This is a genomic window from Synechococcus sp. MIT S9452, assembly GCF_047304245.1.
GTDB lineage: Bacteria > Cyanobacteriota > Cyanobacteriia > PCC-6307 > Cyanobiaceae > RCC307.
Genome location: NZ_CP138956.1, coordinates 146,908 through 161,945, shown reverse-complemented (window position 1 = coordinate 161,945; position 15,038 = coordinate 146,908). Strand labels below are relative to the sequence as shown.

Below are 15,038 nucleotides of genomic sequence, written 5' to 3'. Positions count from 1 at the left end.
CAAGAGAGTGATGAACATCCTCCATCTCGTCCGCAAGCAGGCCACCAAACAGCAGGCTCTGCACCAAGCACAAGTGTTGCTGGCCCGCCAGCAACACGGCGCTGCTTGATCCATCCAGCCCCGGCCCAGCCGGGGCTTTTTTTTGGGCCTAAAACTTGCGCAACTCCCGCGGTGGGCGCTGCTGCGCTGGGGCGGCCGGAGCCGCCGGAGCGGCTGCCGTGCCATTGCCCTGAGGCGGATCGCACTTGGGCTCTTTAATCGCCAAAAAAATCACCGCCAAGGCCAGCAACGCAATGGCTGCACTGTTCAGGTGGTTGCCCATGCTCACGGTGTAGCCATAACCAGCGGGTCTGCCAGATCACAACTGCGCAGGCTCTGCTCCCACAGCTGATCGGCGATCGCTTGGTGTTTGGCGCCGCTGGGCCATGGGACCCGCTTGGGGTAGCCGCGCATTTGCAACAGGCCATCGGGGCCGAAATAGTCCAAGGGCTCCACAGCGGGATCAGTGGCGGCGCGCAGGCTGGGCAGGGCACCCTGGGGGGCTGGCATCGCCAACCAAGCGGGCATGTTTTGCATGTTGGGGCTATGGCGTTGCAACTCCGTTGCCGTCACTCCCGGGTGAGCAGCGCAAGCCACCACCGATGAGCCGGCCCGTTTCAGGCGGCGCGCCAGGGCCTGAATGAAAAGCAAGTTGGCCAACTTGCTCTGCCCGTAGGCAGCCCATGGCTGGTAACCCCGGCGCTCGAAATTCAAATCGTCAAACACCATGCGGCCAAACAGGGCCGCACCGCTGGACACCGCAACAACCCGCGCCGCCGTTGCCGATTGCAGCAAAGGCAGCACTTGCAGCACCAGCGCGAAATGGCCCAGATGGTTGATGCCGAATTGCAGTTCAAAGCCATCGGCCGTGCGCCCCGCCGGCGGCACCATCACACCGGCATTGCAGATCAACAGATCGAGCTGCTGATGGGCCGCACGCAGCTGGGCGGCGGCAGCAGCAACGGAAGCGAGATCCGCCAGATCCAAAGGCAGCCACTCCACTGCCCCCTTGGGGGCTTCGACTTGGATGCGCTGGATGGCCTGTTGTGCCCGCTGCTCGTCGCGGCAGCCCAGCAGCACCTGAGCTCCCTTATGGGCCAGCTGCAGAGCAGCTTCATAACCAATTCCCGTATTGGCGCCTGTGACAAGGGCAAGCCGGCCGGCCTGATCAGCCATGGCATCAGCGGTCCAACGGGCCATCGCTCTGTCGCAAACCTCGTTGTCTTAGCGAACCCTTGCAGGGCCCTGACTTCATTCCTATTGGTGAGTTGAAGCACGCAGGCCGCCATGGGAGCTCAACAGCCACCGCTCTGGCGGGTGATCTTGGCTGGCCTGATTGGCAACGTCATGGAGTGGTACGACTTCGCCCTCTATGGCTACTTCGTTGGCATCTTTAGCGATCAGTTCTTTCCGTCCAGTGATCCCAACGCCTCGCTGATTGCCGCCTTTGGGGCCTTTGCCGCTGGCTTTCTGGTGCGCCCCCTCGGAGGTGTGGTGCTTGGACGCATCGGCGATCGGGTTGGCCGCCGCCAAGCCCTCACCCTCTCGGTGATGGCCATGGCGCTAGCCACGGTATTGATGGCGATCCTGCCCACCTACCAGCAGGTGGGCCTATGGGCACCGGTCGCCCTGGTGTTGCTTCGCATCCTCCAAGGACTCTCTGCGGGCGGGGAATACACCACCTCGATCGTGTTTCTGGCTGAGCATGCCCCGGCCAATCGCCGCGGCCTGGTCACCATCTGGGGACTGTGGGGATCGGTGTTGGGCATGCTGCTGGGCTCAGCTGCTGGGACGCTGCTCTCAAGCAGCCTGAGCGCTGCACAAATGCACAGCTGGGGCTGGCGTCTGCCCTTTGCCTTGGGTCTGATGGTGGCGCTCACCGGCTTCGTTCTGCGGCGGGGGCTGAATAGTGAAACGCCTCCGGCGGCTGGTTCCCGCCCCGTGCAGGCCTTGGCTCACCACAGCGGCGCCGTGCTGCGGGTTCTGCTGCTCAATGTCGCTAGCAGCGTTGCCTTCTACACGGCCTTTGTCTACGTCATCACCTACATCCAAAGCGAAGCAGGGCAAAGCGAAAGCGTTGCGCTGGCCCTCAACACCCGCGTGATGGGATTGCTGCTGATCTTTTACCCCATCGCCGCCTGGGTCTCGGATCGGCTGGGACGCAAGCCGCTAATTATCGCTGGCTCCCTGCTGCTGCTGCTCGCTGGCCTGCCGATTTTTGAGCTGCTGCACAGCGGCAATCCCACATGGATCAGCCGGGGCGAAATGCTGCTGATGCTGGCGGTGGCCCTGTTGGCCGGAGCCAAAAACCCAGCCAATGTCGAGTTGATGCCGCAAGCGGTGCGCTGCACAGGTTTGGCCTTGGCGTTCAATGTCGCTGAGGGGTACTTCGGTGGCACCACCCCACTGATCGCCAGCTGGCTGGTGAGCAGCAGTGGCAATCCGCTGCTGCCTGGCTACTGGGTTGCCTTCGCTGGAGCGATCACCTTGATCACCGCGCTGTGGTTCACCCCCGAAAGCTGCCGGCTCCCCTTGCAGCGTTTATGACAAAGAAGCCGCCGTTGAGCCTCCCATGAAGAAGTGGCTCCCAATCCTGGTGCTGGGGCTCACTCAATTCGTCATGGTGCTCGATGGCACGGTGATGAACGTCTCCATCACTGAGGTGGTGGGTGATCTGGGCACAACCACCAGCAACATGCAGCTGGCCATCGCCACCTTCACGCTGACGATGGCGGCGTTGATGCTGGCTGGCGCTGGCCTTGGCACGCGCCTTGGACTGCGGCGCACCTTTGTGATTGGCAATGTCATCTATGCCATCGGCTCATTAACCACCGCCTTCGCCCCTGGCTTTGCAGCCCTGTTTATCGGCTGGTCGTTGGTGGAGGGTTTAGGGGCTGCCCTGGTGGTGCCTGCCATCGCTGCCCTGGCGGCCGTGAATTACAGCGGCCGTGAGCGGGCCATGGCCTATGGCGTTCTCGGCGGCATTGCTGGAGCGGCTTCAGCCGCAGGCCCCCTGATTGGCGGCTGGATGACCACCTACCTCTCCTGGCGCTGGGTGTTTGGGTTTGAGACGCTCATCATCTTGCTGTTGGTGCTGCCCTTGCACCGGCGCATCGTTGACCAACGCCCAACGGCGGTTCAAGGGAGATTTGATTGGCTTGGCGTTCTGCTTTCAGCGCTGTCGATGGGGCTGATCGTGCTGGCTTTGGTCTCCGCCAGCACCTGGGGCTTAATTCAACCGATCAATCCACCGTTCACGCTCTGGGGGTTCTCACCAACGATGCCGATGGTGGTGGTGGGAGCCCTGGTGGCCTGGGGCTTCTTCAGTTGGCAGGAGCACTTGCAAACCCATGGCGGCGCCCCCTTGGTGGGACTGGATCTGCTGAGCCTGGCCAGCCTGCGCGCAGGCTTGGCCTCGCAACTGGTGCTCTATTTCATCGTCGCGGGAACGTTCTTTGTGATCCCGCTGTATCTACAAACCGTGCTCGAGCTCAACGCGCTGGAGTCGGGGATTCGCATGCTGCCGATGTCGGTGTGCCTGTTTTTGGTAGCCCTGATTGGCTCACGGCTAGCCCGCCGTCGTTCCCCGCGGCAATTGATCCGCGCGGGCCTTTTGATCGCCTGCGGGGGGCTGGTGTTGATGATCAGCGCCATCCGCCCCCAAGCCGACAGCATGCTGTTCAGCTTGGCCATGGCCTCGATCGGCATTGGCATCGGTCTGGCCATCTCCCAAATCGGCAACGTCAACCTCTCATCAGCCGATCAAAGCCGCAGCACCGAAATCGGTGGCATGCAAGGCACAGCGCAAAACCTGGGGGCCTCTCTTGGTGTTGCCATCGCTGGTACAGCCCTGTTCATTGCCCTCGGCAATCAGCTCACCACCACGGTGAACAACAATCCTTTGATCAATCCAGTGCTCAAGCAGGCCACTGAAGCGGCCCAAAAGAAGGGAATTCAAGTGGTAACGCCAGAACTGCTGGCCAGCCATTTGCAGCAGGCCGGTGTGCCCAACGACCAAATTCAGCTCATCTCAGAGGACTACACCAGCAGCAAGTTGCAGGCCCTGCGGCTTGGCCTGGGCCATGTTCTGGTGGCTGCCTTGTTGGGGCTTCCGCTCACGCGCGGGCTTCCCCGCCGTCCGCTTTAACAAAGCGCATGAGCCCCCAACTCAACCGACCCGCTTCACCACCTTCGACCCAGTGACCAAGGCCAGCATCCATCCGACTGAGGTAACCAGCGCTGATGCGGCCCACCAGATCATCATGTCGATGCCGTAGTTCCTGGCGCACACGGTCGTAATGGCGCACCAGCATCGGCGTCTTGTCTTGCCAGACCTCGCGAACCAAACCCACCGCCTCAGCCCACTGCAAGTAACGCTGCGGAGAGGCCAAATCTGGAAGATGAATGCGATCGAGAATCGGCTGCAGCAAATCCATGGCCACCCCATCAGCAGCCATGGGGTCGGTGAGCACAAAAATGCCGCCTGGCTTTAACAGCCTGGCCACCTCTTCAAGAACGCGCGCCCGATGACCAGAGTGGAGAATGGCATCTTGGCTCCAGATCAAATCAGCGCAGCCATCGGCCAAGGGAACCGACTCAAACGACGCATCGTGAACCGTGATGCGATCAGCGAGGCCCGCCTCGACGTTGAGCTGGCGATGGCGTTGGTTCTCGACGGCAGAAATGTTGATCGCCTGAACCTGCACCCCATAGGTCGCCGCCAGCAAACGCGAGGCACCGCCATAGCCCGAACCCAAATCCACAACACAGCCACCAGCCGGAACGGGGCCAGCCAACTCCAGCAACGCTGAAACAGTGCGTCGACTGGCCGTTGCGATGGCCTCGGTGGGGTTGTCGTATAAGCCGATATGGATATCCTCCCCGCCCCAGACCTCGGCATAAAAATGATCAGCATCCGCGCTGTCGTAGTAATCGGCGGCCACAGTCGCCGCAGCGGAGGTATTCGGAAGACTCACAGCGGCAGGCTCAAATCTGGGGTGGTTCGTCGTCGAAGCGGTAGGCCTTTTGCGCCACATGAACATAAAAGTCTGGGTTGTTATGGCTGTGCTCGTAATCGCCATAGCTGTTAATGGTCTGGAAGCCCACTTCTCCCATCAACCGGCGCACGTAGTCATAACGCAAGGGGAACATGTTGAGGTGATAGGTACTGCCATCGCTGAAGGAATAACGGAACCTCGCCAACCCATCATCAACATGCTCAGGCCCCACCTCAACATCGCTGCCGCAGTACACCGTGGCCTTGCCATTACCGACAGCTGAGCCGCCCTCAAGCAGGCGGTCGTAATTGCGATGATCAAGGATGAGCAGCCCATTGTGCTTGAGCACGGCGTAATACTCAGCCAAAGACTTGCGGCGATCACGCTCACGGAACAGATGGGTAAAGGAATTACCCAGACAAATCACAGCGTCGTATTGGCCATGGATATCGCGGTTTAAAAAGCGCCAGTCGGCTTGAGCAGTGCGCAGCAACAAGCCTTGATCCCGAGCGTTTTTAAAGGCTCGGGCCAACATGTTTGGACTGCCGTCGGCGCTCACAACATCAAACCCTTCCTGCAGCAAACGGATGGAATGAAAGCCAGTGCCGGTGGCCACATCCAGCACCCTTTTGGCCCCATGTTCGCGTAGCAGGCGAACAAAGAAGTCGCCTTCGGCTTTCGCCCTTGCCTGCCAATCGATTAAGCGATCCCAACGATCAGCAAACTGCTCAATGTATTCCTGCTGATAGTGATCTGTTTCACGAACTGTTTCAGGAAGATCACCAAATCGCTGAGCATCATCAGTGCTAGAGAACTTGGAATCGCGAACAAAAGTCATACCAAATTCAAGAAAATGAAACCACTTAAAAACAACAAAAGCACGTTAATGCTCGTCAGTTAAGCGGGGTTTCAGGCAACTGGTCCTCGCTTTAAAAAAAGCAAAACCAATTGCCCTCTTGAACACTAAAAAGAACAAAAGGGATTGTCAGCATCGACCTCCCCCTAGGTTGTGTTTCTACAGAAACGTCTAATGCCTCTGTTGCGCGTCGAAAATCTTTCGAAGTCGTTTGGGGCGCAGCCAGCCGTTCGCGGCGTCAGCTTGGAGATCAACCGTGGCGAGATTTTTGTCGTCATGGGGCTCTCTGGCTCGGGCAAGTCAACGTTGCTGCGCATGCTCAATGGCCTCATCCACCCCAGCCAGGGCGATGTTCAAGTCGACGGGCAATGGCTGTCACAACTCAGCGGGCAAGAGCTGCGCGAGCTCAGACGCAGCCAAATGGCCATGGTCTTCCAGTCGTTTGCGCTGTTCCCGAATCGAACAGCCCTCGAAAATGCCTGTTTTGGGCTGGAAATTGCAGGCGTGAGCGCAAGCCAACGCCGCGAACGGGCTCGCTTGGCCCTCGAACGTGTGGGCTTAGGGGAGGCTTTGCAGAAACGCCCCCATGAACTCTCCGGGGGTATGCAACAGCGGGTTGGCCTGGCACGCGCCTTGGCACTCGATCCCCCCATCCTGCTGATGGATGAAGCTTTCTCAGCCCTCGATCCATTAATCCGCCGGGAGATGCAAGACCTGCTGCTGGAGCTTCAACAACAACAGCGGCGCACCGTGATTTTCATCACTCATGACCTCGATGAGGCGGTGCATGTGGGAGACCGTGTGGCCTTGATGCACAGCGGTTCTCTACTGCAGTGCGGTAGCCCCAGAGAACTGCTGTGTCGTCCTGCCAGCGAGCAAGTGCGTCGCTTTTTCAACAGCGTTGACCCAACCGGTGTGCTCTGCCTGGCTGACCTGGAGCTCCAACCGATCAGCGGCGCTTCATCCCAATCCCTGCAACGGCTTCCATCGAGCACCCTGCTGCGCGAAGCGATCGACGTCGTTGCTCAAACGCAGGCCCCCTTGGCCGTGGAAGACGCGCAGGGGACTGTGATTGGCACGCTGGATTCGCAAGGGCTTTTGCGGGCGATGGTGAAGCCATGAGTGCCGTGCTGTCACAAGTTGGCCCCGTGGGGAGCGGTGCCGATTGGCTCGTGAGCTGGTTGCTGGACAACGGGGGTGGCGCCTTTGCCCTGATCCGGCAGCTGGTGGATGGGCTGCAGCAGGGGGTGAATGGGGTTTTGGCCGCTCCACCGCCTTGGCTCTTTGCTGTTGCCGTCGCAGCATTCGGGCTTTGGCGCATCAGCGGCGGTTTTGCCCTGTTCTGCCTGCTAGGGCTGAACCTGGTCTTATGGATGGGGTTGTGGTCACCGATGCTGGCCACATTGGCTTTGGTGATCTCCGCCTCCCTGTTGGCGTTGGCCTTGGGATTGCCGATCGGAATCCTGGCCGCGCGTCAGAGATTGGTGTGGAGATTGACCCGGCCGGTGCTGGATTTGATGCAAACGATGCCCGCCTTCGTTTATCTCATTCCCGCAGTGATGTTTTTCAGCACAGGGCAGGTGCCCGCCATCATTGCCACATTGATCTTTGCCATGCCTCCTGTGGTTCGCCTCACGGTGCTTGGCCTCAAACAAGTGCCCCAAGATCTTCTGGAGGCAGGACAAGCATTTGGCTGCAGCTCTTGGCAGTTGCTGCTCAAGGTGGAATTGCCGAGCGCCTTGCCCACCTTGATGGCCGGGGTCAATCAAACGATCATGTTGTCGCTCTCGATGGTGGTGATCACCTCGATGATTGGAGGAGGGGGTTTGGGAGATGTGGTCCTGCGGGGTATTCAGCAGCTGAATGTGGGGCTTGGCTTTGAAGGAGGCTTGGCCGTGGTGATTCTCGCGATCATTCTCGATCGGCTCAGCCAAAGCCTCGTGAAGGCTCCGCAACGACCATGAACCACTGGGATCGCTGGCGCCGGCGGGGCTTGCTGATGGGTGGATTAGCTCTCGCGAGCGCTTCGGTGCTGAGCATGATCCAGCTGAGCGCCAGCCAGAACGGCCCCATTAATCGAGGCACCATCGCCAATAGCGGCCCAGAGGGCGCAACGGGCAGCGAGATGATTCGGCTGGGGTGGACGGCTTGGGCGGATGCGGAATTGATCAGCCTGATGGCTCAAACCCTGATCCAAGAGCATTTCGATGTTCCAGTGGAACGGGTGATGGCCGACATCGGCATCCAGTTTCAATCCGTGGCACGGGGCGACCTCGATCTCATGCTGATGGCCTGGCTGCCGCGCACCCACAAGGAGTATTGGCAGAGAACCCGCGATCAGGTGCAGGATCTCGGGCCGATGTACACCGGCCGGCTCGGCCTGGTGGTGCCGGACTACGTGCCTGAAAGCGAGGTCGGCAGCGTTAGCGATCTCGCCAATCCAGAGATCGCAGCGCGATTCGGCAATCGCATCCAGGGCATTGATCCTGGCTCAGGGCTGAACCAAGCCAGCGAGGAGGCCCTTGAGGCTTATCAGCTCAACGACATGCAACTGGTTGCAGCCAATAGCTCCGCCATGGCGGCCGTGCTATCGCAGGCCATCAAGGAGGAACGCTGGACCGTCGCAGCGAGCTGGACTCCCCATTGGATGTTTGCCCGTCATCGGCTGCGTTTCCTCGAGGATCCCCTGGGCATTTATGGAGGCACTGAGCGCATTCATGCCGTTGCACGCCAAGGCTTTGATCGCCGTTATCCAGAGATTGCCGCTTTTTTGAGCCGTTTTGAACTCTCGGAAGATGAGCTTGCCGCCGTGATGCTTGAAGCCCAAGAGAGCTCACCGCAACAAGCTGTCGATCGCTTTTTGGCTGAGCACCCGGAACGGGTGAGCTATTGGCTCACTGGCACCATCAGCCGCTCAAGGCAGCGCCCGATCAACGATGTCGCTGATTTCACCGGCCCGGTGCATCGACATCACAGTGACGTTGATGGGCTTGCGCAAGGGGCTGCCTGAACGCACCGCAAAGCCATAGGTCTGGCTCGCTAGATCAAACGGCGCCAGCTGAAGATCGGTTTTGGGGTTTTGAGCGATGAAATAGCGCAGGGCCGGGCGGTCATAGATCACCCCTTCAGCCCGTTTCTGCTGCACCAAATCGATCGCTTGCTTGAGGTTGTCAGTCGCCACGGGCTTGGCCCCCATGCGATCGGCCCATAGCTCACTGGTGGTGCCGCGAACCACGGCAATCACAGCGCCGCGCAGCTGAGTTGGATTGGTGATCGGGGCTGTGCTGTTGCGAGCCAACGCAACAGTGAATGCTGAAGCCAAGCCAGCGGTAATCGAAGACACGGCGATGAGTGACACCACCATCCAAACCGCGGTGATGGCGCGCCCGGTCTTGGAGACCGGAGCGCGATCGCCATAACCAACGGTGGTGAGCGTCACCAGGGCAAACCACATGGCGTTGCCAAGGCCATGGAGGTATTGGCGCGGGAATTGCGAATGATTGGAGCGTCGCTCGGCAAGCCAAATCAAATTGCCGACCGCAAAGAGGGACAGCAGCAACACCCCTACGGAACTCAGCGCCGCCACCCCAACCAGTGGCCGCAGCCGCACCAGCAGGTTGGCGCGCTCGCGAAGCACCAACACAGCTTCTTCGGCGTAGAAGTAGGGCTGGGTGAAATCAAATCCAGGCTGGGCAACCCGCTGCGGGGTGATCGTGATGGGGCCAATGGCCACATCCAACGCTCCGGCCGCCAGAGCATCAAGGTTGGCTTGCGCATTGGGTTGCGGCACCAACTGGTAGTCGAGGTTGTTGATCCCTGCGATCTCGCGCCAGATCGTCAAGCTGATGCCGCCGAATTTGTCGCCTGAGCGCTCAACAAATGGGGCTTCGCCGCTGACACCCACCTTCAATGGCGCCGCCACGGCGACCGCCGTGATCAACAGCGACCACAGAGGAGCTGTAAACAGCAGCCGCACGAACCCCCGCAGCAAAGAACCCCCGTACGATCCATACCAGCGGCAGCAGCGTCAATGCCTGAGCCCCAAGACTGGCGAGAGGAGGACGAAGAACTCAGCGGCGGGCGCAGCCGCAAAGCGCAGGCAGGCCTGCAGCTGGGGGCCGGATTGGCCTTGATTGCCCTGCTGATACCACCAGTGCTGATGGTGCTGGCCTTGCTGGAGCAGGAAACACAACCGCCAAGACCTCAACCGCCAATCAACCCAAGCGCGCTGAGCTGAAGCGGGTATTGAGGACGCGAATGAGGCCTACCAGGATCACAACCGAAATCAAGCTCGACACAGACTCTTCGGAGAGGGATTCATGGTCTAAGGGCTCAGTCCGCAAACAACTGTGGCCATTGCCACAGCTTTGCTCGTCAAGGCTGGTTGATCTCCATACAGTGCGCCCATGGCTGATGCCCCCAATCCATTTGACCTGCGCAGCAAAGCCGGTTGGCGCGCCGTGATCGGCGTTGTTTATCTCCTGGTGGGTGGGGTGATGGTGGCCGTGATTTTGCGCAGCTGAGTTGATGACCTCCTCCCCTGAGCCCCGCTGGTTTGTGCTGGCCATGGCGAGCCGCTGGCCAGCTGCCATCGTGCTGGCCGCCTGGGCCATTGCTGTTGCTGCGATTCAGATTCTCAAGCAGCCGTTACCCGTTGCCTTACCGCAGCAAAAACCCTTCCCAGTGCGCCTGGTTGGTGGCGTCACCGTACGGCACATCGATCTGCCCGTCGTAAAAGTCTCCGCGTCAGAGCCATTGCCCGTCAGTGGCGAGGTCAGCGTTGAGAAAAGCGTTGCCGTTGAGGTGAACAGCTTCGACCAACCCATTGATGTGGGCAGCTTCGGGCAGGCTGTTCCCGTGACCCAAAACGAGCCGTTTGATGTCACAGGTGCCGTCACCGTCAAACAGATCCAGGGCAAGTTGGATGTGAAGGTCAATCCCCTCCCAGGCGGGCTACCACTCCCTTAAGAGACCGAGCATGGATGTCAGCAACCAACCGCCGGTGAGCTCAGATCGTTTGCAGCAGGCCTACGCCGCATTGATGGAGCGAGCCCCATCGGCCCTGTTTCGCAAAGCCCGCCAGCTTTATCTCAACAAGTATTGCCTCGATGGCCGCGAGCCCCAGGGGCCGCTCCGTCTTTACGTGCAACAGGAGAAGACCGAGGAACGCATCGAACCCTGCCTGGTGGAGCAAGAGCCGCGTCGCTTGGCGATCTACACCGTGCAGCCGATCACCCTGGCGCTCGTGCACTGGCAGCAACCCAACGCCGCTGAGCCTGTGGTTCAAGAGGCCTATCTGCAGCAATGGGGCCTGGGCGGCATCACCTTGCAACCGCAAAGCGAATCATGGTTCCGCCAAGGCGGGCACCAGGCGCTGCTGGCTGCACCCAGCGATCTGCTCTGGCGCAAGGAGAGCCTGCTGCCCGAGCTATCGAGGGAACAGGATTAAGTCTTCACCAGGAGACGGCGTTGACCTTGAAGTACGAAGGGGCGTCTTTCTGTTCAGCAGGCTTCTCAACGCTGATCAGATGGGCCTCATCGAGAACGGGCTGAGCAGCCTCCATCCGATTGGCCTCGGTCACCGAGGTGGTCGAGATGCCCATGACCAGCAGGCCGACACTGACGGGATCCATCGCCTCTTTAAGCAAGTTGACACCCTTGCGTCTAGCCACGAGACAGCTGGCACCTATTTCCTTTTCACGGAGAAAAAAGATTTGCCCAGTCACTGCCGCCTTGCCGCGGCAGTGGTAGCTTCCGCGCATCAACCCGAAAGCCATGACCTTGCGCCGGATGCTCTACTGCGCTGCGTTAATCCCGGCGCTGACGGCCTGTGGCGGCCCAGGCGGCGAGCAAGGCAGCGGCACAAGTGATTGCACGATCACCCTGGCCAGCCTGGAGCAGGTCAAGACCGGCATGGACCTCGCCCAAGTCGAAGCGATCCTGGGCGAAGGCAGCAAAGATTCCAGTTACACCGCAGCCGGTGAAGTCACCGACGGCTACACCTGGTGTGGCGATGTGGCGCGCGATTACCTCAATGCGCCGGTTGTTGAGGTCACCTTTGTCAACGGCAAAGTCGACATTGTTCAGCCCTACAACATTCCGGCCAACTGATCGCTACTGGGCAGCAGCCCCTTTGATCGCTTCAACGCCCTGACGAGCTGACTCTTTGAGGGACTCCACTCCTTCTTTGATCACCTGGCCATTGCCCTGGGGCACGACCTTTTGATGCGTTGACCACACATTGACGACGTAGACAGCCCCGCCCACCAGAATCAACGCCGCAATCACGAGCCCAAGCCCATTGCCGCCTTGGCGGATCACAATCGGCGAATCGTTGTTGTCAGGGTTGGCCACAGGTCAACTCAGGTTGCTTGCCTCCCGTTTCTAGCCATGGCTCTCAAACAAACCTCCAAACAGGTCTCCCCCCTGCGGCTCAAAGTGATGCTGCTCATTGCGGCCATTGGCCCACTGCTGGCCATTGGGCTCTTTTTGCAATCCAAGGGTTTCTTCGGCTAGGGCCAGGTGTTGCTAGAGCTGAAGCACCTGTGGCTTTGGCATGGGCCAGTCCCCCCAACCCTCTGACCGCCAGGGCCCACGCGGCCTGGGCTATGTGGCCCTCACCATCGTGGCGATTGGTGGCATCGTTTATGGCCTCAACAGCCTGCTGGAGAGAGAAAGCAAAACACCGCCACCCAAAATTCAAGACGCGATCACCAACCCCGTGGCTCCCCCGACGGTGAGCAAGACCAAGCTCGATCAATTGCGCATCGGAATGGGCCTGGACGAGGTCGAAAGCGTCTTAGGCAAAGGAAAGTTGGCGACTGAAAGCAAAACCAGCAGCCACACCTACACGATTTACTCCTGGGGGGACAACCTCAATGGCCCGAACCTCAGCGTGACCTTCATCGACGGCAAAGCCAGCGACATCACGGCCGACAACCTTTCAGCCGACTAGGAGCTGCAGTTGTTATTGGGCATCGTGCAAGGGTCGGGCGTATCGGTCTCAGCGAACAAGAACACCTGCGCCGCAATCGCCAAGCCAGCCAGAGCAAAGGCCACAACAGCCCAAAAGCCATAGTTCGGACCGCCGAGCTGGGGAGGCTTCATGCCAATCAATCCAGGCCCCTAAAACCTAGACGCGCCAGCGGCCTGCGCACCATTGTCAAGATCCGTTTACAAGGCGTTACAATTGCCGCAACCAGATTTCAGATATGGACAACTCCACCACCTCTTCCAACAGCAAGTGGTTCCAAGACGCCGCTGCCGCCCAAATTCATATGGAGCAGCTCAAGGATGTTGAGCGTTTCAACGGCCGCGCCGCCATGCTCGGCTTCGTGATCGGCGTGATCACCGAGGGCCTGACAGGCCAAGGCATCATTCACCAAATCGGCCTGGGCCCCCTGGTGGATGGCTACGCCGCCTGCCACACCTCACTGCTTCCCTTCTGCGGCTGAATCTTGTGAGCTTTGTTGTTGGCGAATCAACTTCGCCAACATTTCAAGGCGCTCAGATTCGGCTTCACTGCCGCGCTCAGCCAGCCAGCGACTCGCGGCTTGTTGTTGCCCCAATCGCGTGAGCAGCGACAGGGCAATGACCCGCAAATCCTCGAGATCGCTGCACTCTTTGATTATCCGGGCCAATCGCTCGGATTCAAAGGTTTGCTCCAGCTTGGGCTCGATCGGATCAATCGCCATCGCCAAGCTGATGCATCGCTGAAGTCAGCCTAGAGTCGGCATCTTGTGAAGCGCCGATGGCTGAGCAGGTCTTCCTCTTTCGCAAAGCCGTCGAGTTTGGCGAGCAAACCCTGCGCGAGCTGCGCGGGCGCGGACTCGAAGACGAGGAAATTGGCCTCGTCAGGCTGTACTTGAAATACAAAGGCATCGGCTTCCGTTACGAGAACTGGGAGCTCGGCTTTGCCTACTACATGAAGTACACCCGAGAGGCCTACAACGGCGACGGCGAACTCAAGTTTGTCCTGGAGGATGAAACCGAAGTTCCCGACTGGCAGCTCAGGGTTCGAGAGATCGACGAAACGCTGCGGCTGATGGACGACGAACTCGAGACCAACAGCGGCTCAGAGTTTTTCGCCTGGATGGCAGCCACCCTGAACAAACTCAAGAACGTCGCCCGTAGCTAATCCAGCGACCTCACCCCAGCGAGGCAACACCATCGCGCTTGGGAGCGCGCCAACTCCCATGCCTCCGGTAGCCATCCAGCAAAACAATCATCAACCAAAGGAAGGGGACACCAAACTGGGCAGCAAACACAGGTGGAGAGAATTCCATCAGCGCAGTCGCAGAGGTCTTACTTTCAATCTGCTTTTGAGTCTCAGGTTTTCGGCAACTGGACTCAAAATGAGACGCTTAATTGAGATTTCTTAGTGCTGTAGCGGGGGCGCCGGCCCCGTCTCCATGGCCTGCGAATCGCTTGGGTGAGATCAGATGAACGCCTTGGATTGGGCATGCGCCGCTGGTCGAGGAAATAGCCCTCATTGGCCAACAAGCGAACCAAAATCAGCATCTCCAGAGCGAGGATTCGCACGGGACGTCAACACCTGTACCAACCAAAGCGAGCTTTTTTCGCCGTTGACGTGTTGATTGCGACGACTTTTCGCCTTTAACAATCCTTTCCACTCACCATCAATCGAGCAGGCTCCAATCAAAGCTGAAACTTCAGATTCAGTCTGATCGGGTTAGGCTTTCGGGCCCAGTCATGCCGTTGTGTCGTCAACACTGAGAGGAGTTGGTTACGTCTCCGTTTGGGTGATCGTGTGGGGCTTTGTGGGCTCAGTCATTGATTGGCCCCTGCTGCAAAACGACATCTACAACGTCTATTCCCTCGGCCAAGCCATCACCTTTGGCGGCACCGCCCTGGCCTGCATTGCCCTGGCCATCAAATTGGCCCCCCGTTGGCTCAACAGCGATGACTAAGCCGTCGTTTCAATACGAGCCCGTCGAGGCCTTCGGCGAAAGCCTCACCACTGCCAAGCCTTGGAACAAGCAGGCCTTGGTGCTTGTAGAGCGTCTCAATGGCCGCGTGGCCATGGTGGGCTTCGCCGCCGCTGTGGTGGGCGAGTGGATCAGCGGCAAAGGAATCACTGGCCAGCTGCTCGGCGTTCTGCAGTGGTATCTGAACCTGGGCTAAGC

Annotated in this window: 24 protein-coding genes; 15 read left to right on the top strand and 9 right to left on the bottom strand. The window is 59.5% G+C overall.

Going from position 1 to position 15,038, the window contains the following annotated elements; translation table 11 throughout:
• Positions 1-148: 148 nt before the first annotated feature.
• Both SIB46_RS00740 and SIB46_RS00735 read right to left on the bottom strand, forming a co-directional pair.
• A complete protein-coding gene (locus tag SIB46_RS00740) occupies positions 149-322 on the bottom strand; it encodes a hypothetical protein (protein ID WP_413296645.1) in 174 nt (57 codons plus the stop codon).
• 2 nt (positions 323-324) lie between these two features.
• Positions 325-1,239, bottom strand: a complete 915-nt coding sequence (locus SIB46_RS00735) for an oxidoreductase (protein WP_413296644.1) — start codon at positions 1,237-1,239, stop codon at positions 325-327.
• 87 nt (positions 1,240-1,326) lie between these two features.
• Between SIB46_RS00735 and SIB46_RS00730 the strand changes: the two genes are divergently transcribed.
• Positions 1,327-2,586: an MFS transporter gene (locus SIB46_RS00730; RefSeq protein ID WP_413296643.1), complete on the top strand. Its 1,260-nt coding sequence runs from the start codon at positions 1,327-1,329 to the stop codon at positions 2,584-2,586.
• 25 nt (positions 2,587-2,611) lie between these two features.
• Positions 2,612-4,186 (top strand): MFS transporter, encoded by a 1,575-nt coding sequence (locus SIB46_RS00725; RefSeq protein ID WP_413296642.1) that lies wholly within the window; start codon positions 2,612-2,614, stop codon positions 4,184-4,186.
• On the opposite strand, the gene SIB46_RS00720 is transcribed toward SIB46_RS00725, so the two are convergent.
• Entirely contained in the window at positions 4,155-5,015 is an 861-nt protein-coding gene (locus SIB46_RS00720) for a methyltransferase domain-containing protein (RefSeq protein ID WP_413296641.1), read from the bottom strand. The genes SIB46_RS00725 and SIB46_RS00720 overlap by 32 nt on opposite strands.
• Positions 5,016-5,025: 10 nt before the next feature.
• The gene (locus tag SIB46_RS00715; protein ID WP_413296640.1) at positions 5,026-5,874 is read right to left on the bottom strand and encodes a class I SAM-dependent methyltransferase; all 849 of its coding nucleotides are present in this window, start codon (positions 5,872-5,874) and stop codon (positions 5,026-5,028) included.
• 192 nt (positions 5,875-6,066) lie between these two features.
• On the opposite strand from SIB46_RS00715, the gene SIB46_RS00710 reads away from it, so the two are divergent.
• The 3 genes from SIB46_RS00710 to SIB46_RS00700 are packed head-to-tail and all read left to right on the top strand — an operon-like array spanning position 6,067 to position 8,902.
• The gene (locus SIB46_RS00710; RefSeq protein ID WP_413296639.1) at positions 6,067-7,014 is read left to right on the top strand and encodes an ATP-binding cassette domain-containing protein; all 948 of its coding nucleotides are present in this window, start codon (positions 6,067-6,069) and stop codon (positions 7,012-7,014) included.
• Positions 7,011-7,856 carry an ABC transporter permease gene (locus tag SIB46_RS00705; protein ID WP_413296638.1) on the top strand — a complete coding sequence of 282 codons (846 nt, stop codon included), beginning with the start codon at positions 7,011-7,013 and terminating at the stop codon, positions 7,854-7,856. The genes SIB46_RS00710 and SIB46_RS00705 overlap by 4 nt, the downstream gene beginning before the upstream one ends.
• On the top strand, positions 7,853-8,902 hold the full coding sequence (locus SIB46_RS00700; RefSeq protein WP_413296637.1) for a glycine betaine ABC transporter substrate-binding protein: 1,050 nt from the start codon (positions 7,853-7,855) through the stop codon (positions 8,900-8,902). Before SIB46_RS00705 ends, SIB46_RS00700 begins: the two co-directional genes overlap by 4 nt.
• On the opposite strand, the gene SIB46_RS00695 is transcribed toward SIB46_RS00700, so the two are convergent.
• Positions 8,807-9,868, bottom strand: coding sequence for a transporter substrate-binding domain-containing protein (locus tag SIB46_RS00695; protein ID WP_413296636.1), 1,062 nt, complete (start codon positions 9,866-9,868; stop codon positions 8,807-8,809). The two genes, SIB46_RS00700 and SIB46_RS00695, sit on opposite strands and share 96 nt — an antisense overlap.
• A 54-nt stretch (positions 9,869-9,922) precedes the next feature.
• Here SIB46_RS00695 and SIB46_RS00690 point away from each other — a divergent pair, with 54 nt between their 5' ends.
• The 3 genes from SIB46_RS00690 to SIB46_RS00680 all read left to right on the top strand — a co-directional run bounded on the left by SIB46_RS00690 (position 9,923) and on the right by SIB46_RS00680 (position 11,341).
• Positions 9,923-10,129, top strand: coding sequence for a hypothetical protein (locus tag SIB46_RS00690; protein ID WP_413296635.1), 207 nt, complete (start codon positions 9,923-9,925; stop codon positions 10,127-10,129).
• 290 nt (positions 10,130-10,419) lie between these two features.
• Positions 10,420-10,860: a hypothetical protein gene (locus tag SIB46_RS00685; protein WP_413296634.1), complete on the top strand. Its 441-nt coding sequence runs from the start codon at positions 10,420-10,422 to the stop codon at positions 10,858-10,860.
• 10 nt (positions 10,861-10,870) lie between these two features.
• Positions 10,871-11,341: a hypothetical protein gene (locus tag SIB46_RS00680; protein WP_413296633.1), complete on the top strand. Its 471-nt coding sequence runs from the start codon at positions 10,871-10,873 to the stop codon at positions 11,339-11,341.
• 4 nt (positions 11,342-11,345) lie between these two features.
• On the opposite strand, the gene SIB46_RS00675 is transcribed toward SIB46_RS00680, so the two are convergent.
• Positions 11,346-11,669: a hypothetical protein gene (locus SIB46_RS00675; RefSeq protein ID WP_413296632.1), complete on the bottom strand. Its 324-nt coding sequence runs from the start codon at positions 11,667-11,669 to the stop codon at positions 11,346-11,348.
• Here SIB46_RS00675 and SIB46_RS00670 point away from each other — a divergent pair.
• Positions 11,668-12,003 (top strand): hypothetical protein, encoded by a 336-nt coding sequence (locus SIB46_RS00670; protein WP_413296631.1) that lies wholly within the window; start codon positions 11,668-11,670, stop codon positions 12,001-12,003. The two genes, SIB46_RS00675 and SIB46_RS00670, sit on opposite strands and share 2 nt — an antisense overlap.
• Before the next feature lie 3 nt (positions 12,004-12,006).
• Here SIB46_RS00670 and SIB46_RS00665 read toward each other — a convergent pair whose 3' ends face one another.
• Complete coding sequence (locus tag SIB46_RS00665) at positions 12,007-12,246, bottom strand: hypothetical protein (protein ID WP_011935934.1); 240 nt, start codon at positions 12,244-12,246, stop codon at positions 12,007-12,009.
• Positions 12,247-12,282: 36 nt separating this feature from the next.
• Here SIB46_RS00665 and SIB46_RS00660 point away from each other — a divergent pair, with 36 nt between their 5' ends.
• Together SIB46_RS00660 and SIB46_RS00655 are read left to right on the top strand one after the other, a co-directional pair.
• Positions 12,283-12,408, top strand: a complete 126-nt coding sequence (locus SIB46_RS00660; protein WP_413296630.1) for a hypothetical protein — start codon at positions 12,283-12,285, stop codon at positions 12,406-12,408.
• Between the two features lie 40 nt (positions 12,409-12,448).
• Positions 12,449-12,847 carry a hypothetical protein gene (locus SIB46_RS00655; protein WP_413296629.1) on the top strand — a complete coding sequence of 133 codons (399 nt, stop codon included), beginning with the start codon at positions 12,449-12,451 and terminating at the stop codon, positions 12,845-12,847.
• Here the strand turns inward: SIB46_RS00655 and SIB46_RS00650 are convergent.
• Positions 12,844-12,999: a hypothetical protein gene (locus SIB46_RS00650; protein WP_413296628.1), complete on the bottom strand. Its 156-nt coding sequence runs from the start codon at positions 12,997-12,999 to the stop codon at positions 12,844-12,846. The genes SIB46_RS00655 and SIB46_RS00650 overlap by 4 nt on opposite strands.
• A 104-nt stretch (positions 13,000-13,103) precedes the next feature.
• On the opposite strand from SIB46_RS00650, the gene SIB46_RS00645 reads away from it, so the two are divergent.
• Positions 13,104-13,346, top strand: coding sequence for a chlorophyll a/b-binding protein (locus tag SIB46_RS00645; RefSeq protein WP_186547730.1), 243 nt, complete (start codon positions 13,104-13,106; stop codon positions 13,344-13,346).
• On the opposite strand, the gene SIB46_RS00640 is transcribed toward SIB46_RS00645, so the two are convergent.
• On the bottom strand, positions 13,323-13,586 hold the full coding sequence (locus SIB46_RS00640) for a hypothetical protein (RefSeq protein ID WP_413296627.1): 264 nt from the start codon (positions 13,584-13,586) through the stop codon (positions 13,323-13,325). The genes SIB46_RS00645 and SIB46_RS00640 overlap by 24 nt on opposite strands.
• A 56-nt stretch (positions 13,587-13,642) precedes the next feature.
• Between SIB46_RS00640 and SIB46_RS00635 the strand changes: the two genes are divergently transcribed.
• The 3 genes from SIB46_RS00635 (at position 13,643) to SIB46_RS00625 (ending at position 15,036) form a co-directional block, all read left to right on the top strand.
• Positions 13,643-14,029 (top strand): hypothetical protein, encoded by a 387-nt coding sequence (locus tag SIB46_RS00635; RefSeq protein ID WP_413296626.1) that lies wholly within the window; start codon positions 13,643-13,645, stop codon positions 14,027-14,029.
• Positions 14,030-14,612: 583 nt separating this feature from the next.
• Positions 14,613-14,822, top strand: coding sequence for a hypothetical protein (locus SIB46_RS00630; RefSeq protein ID WP_413296625.1), 210 nt, complete (start codon positions 14,613-14,615; stop codon positions 14,820-14,822).
• Positions 14,815-15,036: a chlorophyll a/b-binding protein gene (locus SIB46_RS00625; RefSeq protein ID WP_413296624.1), complete on the top strand. Its 222-nt coding sequence runs from the start codon at positions 14,815-14,817 to the stop codon at positions 15,034-15,036. Before SIB46_RS00630 ends, SIB46_RS00625 begins: the two co-directional genes overlap by 8 nt.
• Positions 15,037-15,038: the final 2 nt, after the last annotated feature.

Coding starts and splice junctions, on each gene's coding strand:
- SIB46_RS00740 (WP_413296645.1), bottom strand. CDS start 322: ATGGGCAACCACCTGAACAGTGCAGCCATTGCGTTGCTGGCCTTGGCG.
- SIB46_RS00735 (WP_413296644.1), bottom strand. CDS start 1,239: ATGGCCCGTTGGACCGCTGATGCCATGGCTGATCAGGCCGGCCGGCTT.
- SIB46_RS00730 (WP_413296643.1), top strand. CDS start 1,327: ATGGGAGCTCAACAGCCACCGCTCTGGCGGGTGATCTTGGCTGGCCTG.
- SIB46_RS00725 (WP_413296642.1), top strand. CDS start 2,612: ATGAAGAAGTGGCTCCCAATCCTGGTGCTGGGGCTCACTCAATTCGTC.
- SIB46_RS00715 (WP_413296640.1), bottom strand. CDS start 5,874: ATGACTTTTGTTCGCGATTCCAAGTTCTCTAGCACTGATGATGCTCAG.
- SIB46_RS00710 (WP_413296639.1), top strand. CDS start 6,067: ATGCCTCTGTTGCGCGTCGAAAATCTTTCGAAGTCGTTTGGGGCGCAG.
- SIB46_RS00705 (WP_413296638.1), top strand. CDS start 7,011: ATGAGTGCCGTGCTGTCACAAGTTGGCCCCGTGGGGAGCGGTGCCGAT.
- SIB46_RS00700 (WP_413296637.1), top strand. CDS start 7,853: ATGAACCACTGGGATCGCTGGCGCCGGCGGGGCTTGCTGATGGGTGGA.
- SIB46_RS00690 (WP_413296635.1), top strand. CDS start 9,923: ATGCCTGAGCCCCAAGACTGGCGAGAGGAGGACGAAGAACTCAGCGGC.
- SIB46_RS00685 (WP_413296634.1), top strand. CDS start 10,420: ATGACCTCCTCCCCTGAGCCCCGCTGGTTTGTGCTGGCCATGGCGAGC.
- SIB46_RS00680 (WP_413296633.1), top strand. CDS start 10,871: ATGGATGTCAGCAACCAACCGCCGGTGAGCTCAGATCGTTTGCAGCAG.
- SIB46_RS00670 (WP_413296631.1), top strand. CDS start 11,668: ATGACCTTGCGCCGGATGCTCTACTGCGCTGCGTTAATCCCGGCGCTG.
- SIB46_RS00675 (WP_413296632.1), bottom strand. CDS start 11,669: ATGGCTTTCGGGTTGATGCGCGGAAGCTACCACTGCCGCGGCAAGGCG.
- SIB46_RS00660 (WP_413296630.1), top strand. CDS start 12,283: ATGGCTCTCAAACAAACCTCCAAACAGGTCTCCCCCCTGCGGCTCAAA.
- SIB46_RS00655 (WP_413296629.1), top strand. CDS start 12,449: ATGGGCCAGTCCCCCCAACCCTCTGACCGCCAGGGCCCACGCGGCCTG.
- SIB46_RS00650 (WP_413296628.1), bottom strand. CDS start 12,999: ATGAAGCCTCCCCAGCTCGGCGGTCCGAACTATGGCTTTTGGGCTGTT.
- SIB46_RS00645 (WP_186547730.1), top strand. CDS start 13,104: ATGGACAACTCCACCACCTCTTCCAACAGCAAGTGGTTCCAAGACGCC.
- SIB46_RS00640 (WP_413296627.1), bottom strand. CDS start 13,586: ATGGCGATTGATCCGATCGAGCCCAAGCTGGAGCAAACCTTTGAATCC.
- SIB46_RS00635 (WP_413296626.1), top strand. CDS start 13,643: ATGGCTGAGCAGGTCTTCCTCTTTCGCAAAGCCGTCGAGTTTGGCGAG.
- SIB46_RS00625 (WP_413296624.1), top strand. CDS start 14,815: ATGACTAAGCCGTCGTTTCAATACGAGCCCGTCGAGGCCTTCGGCGAA.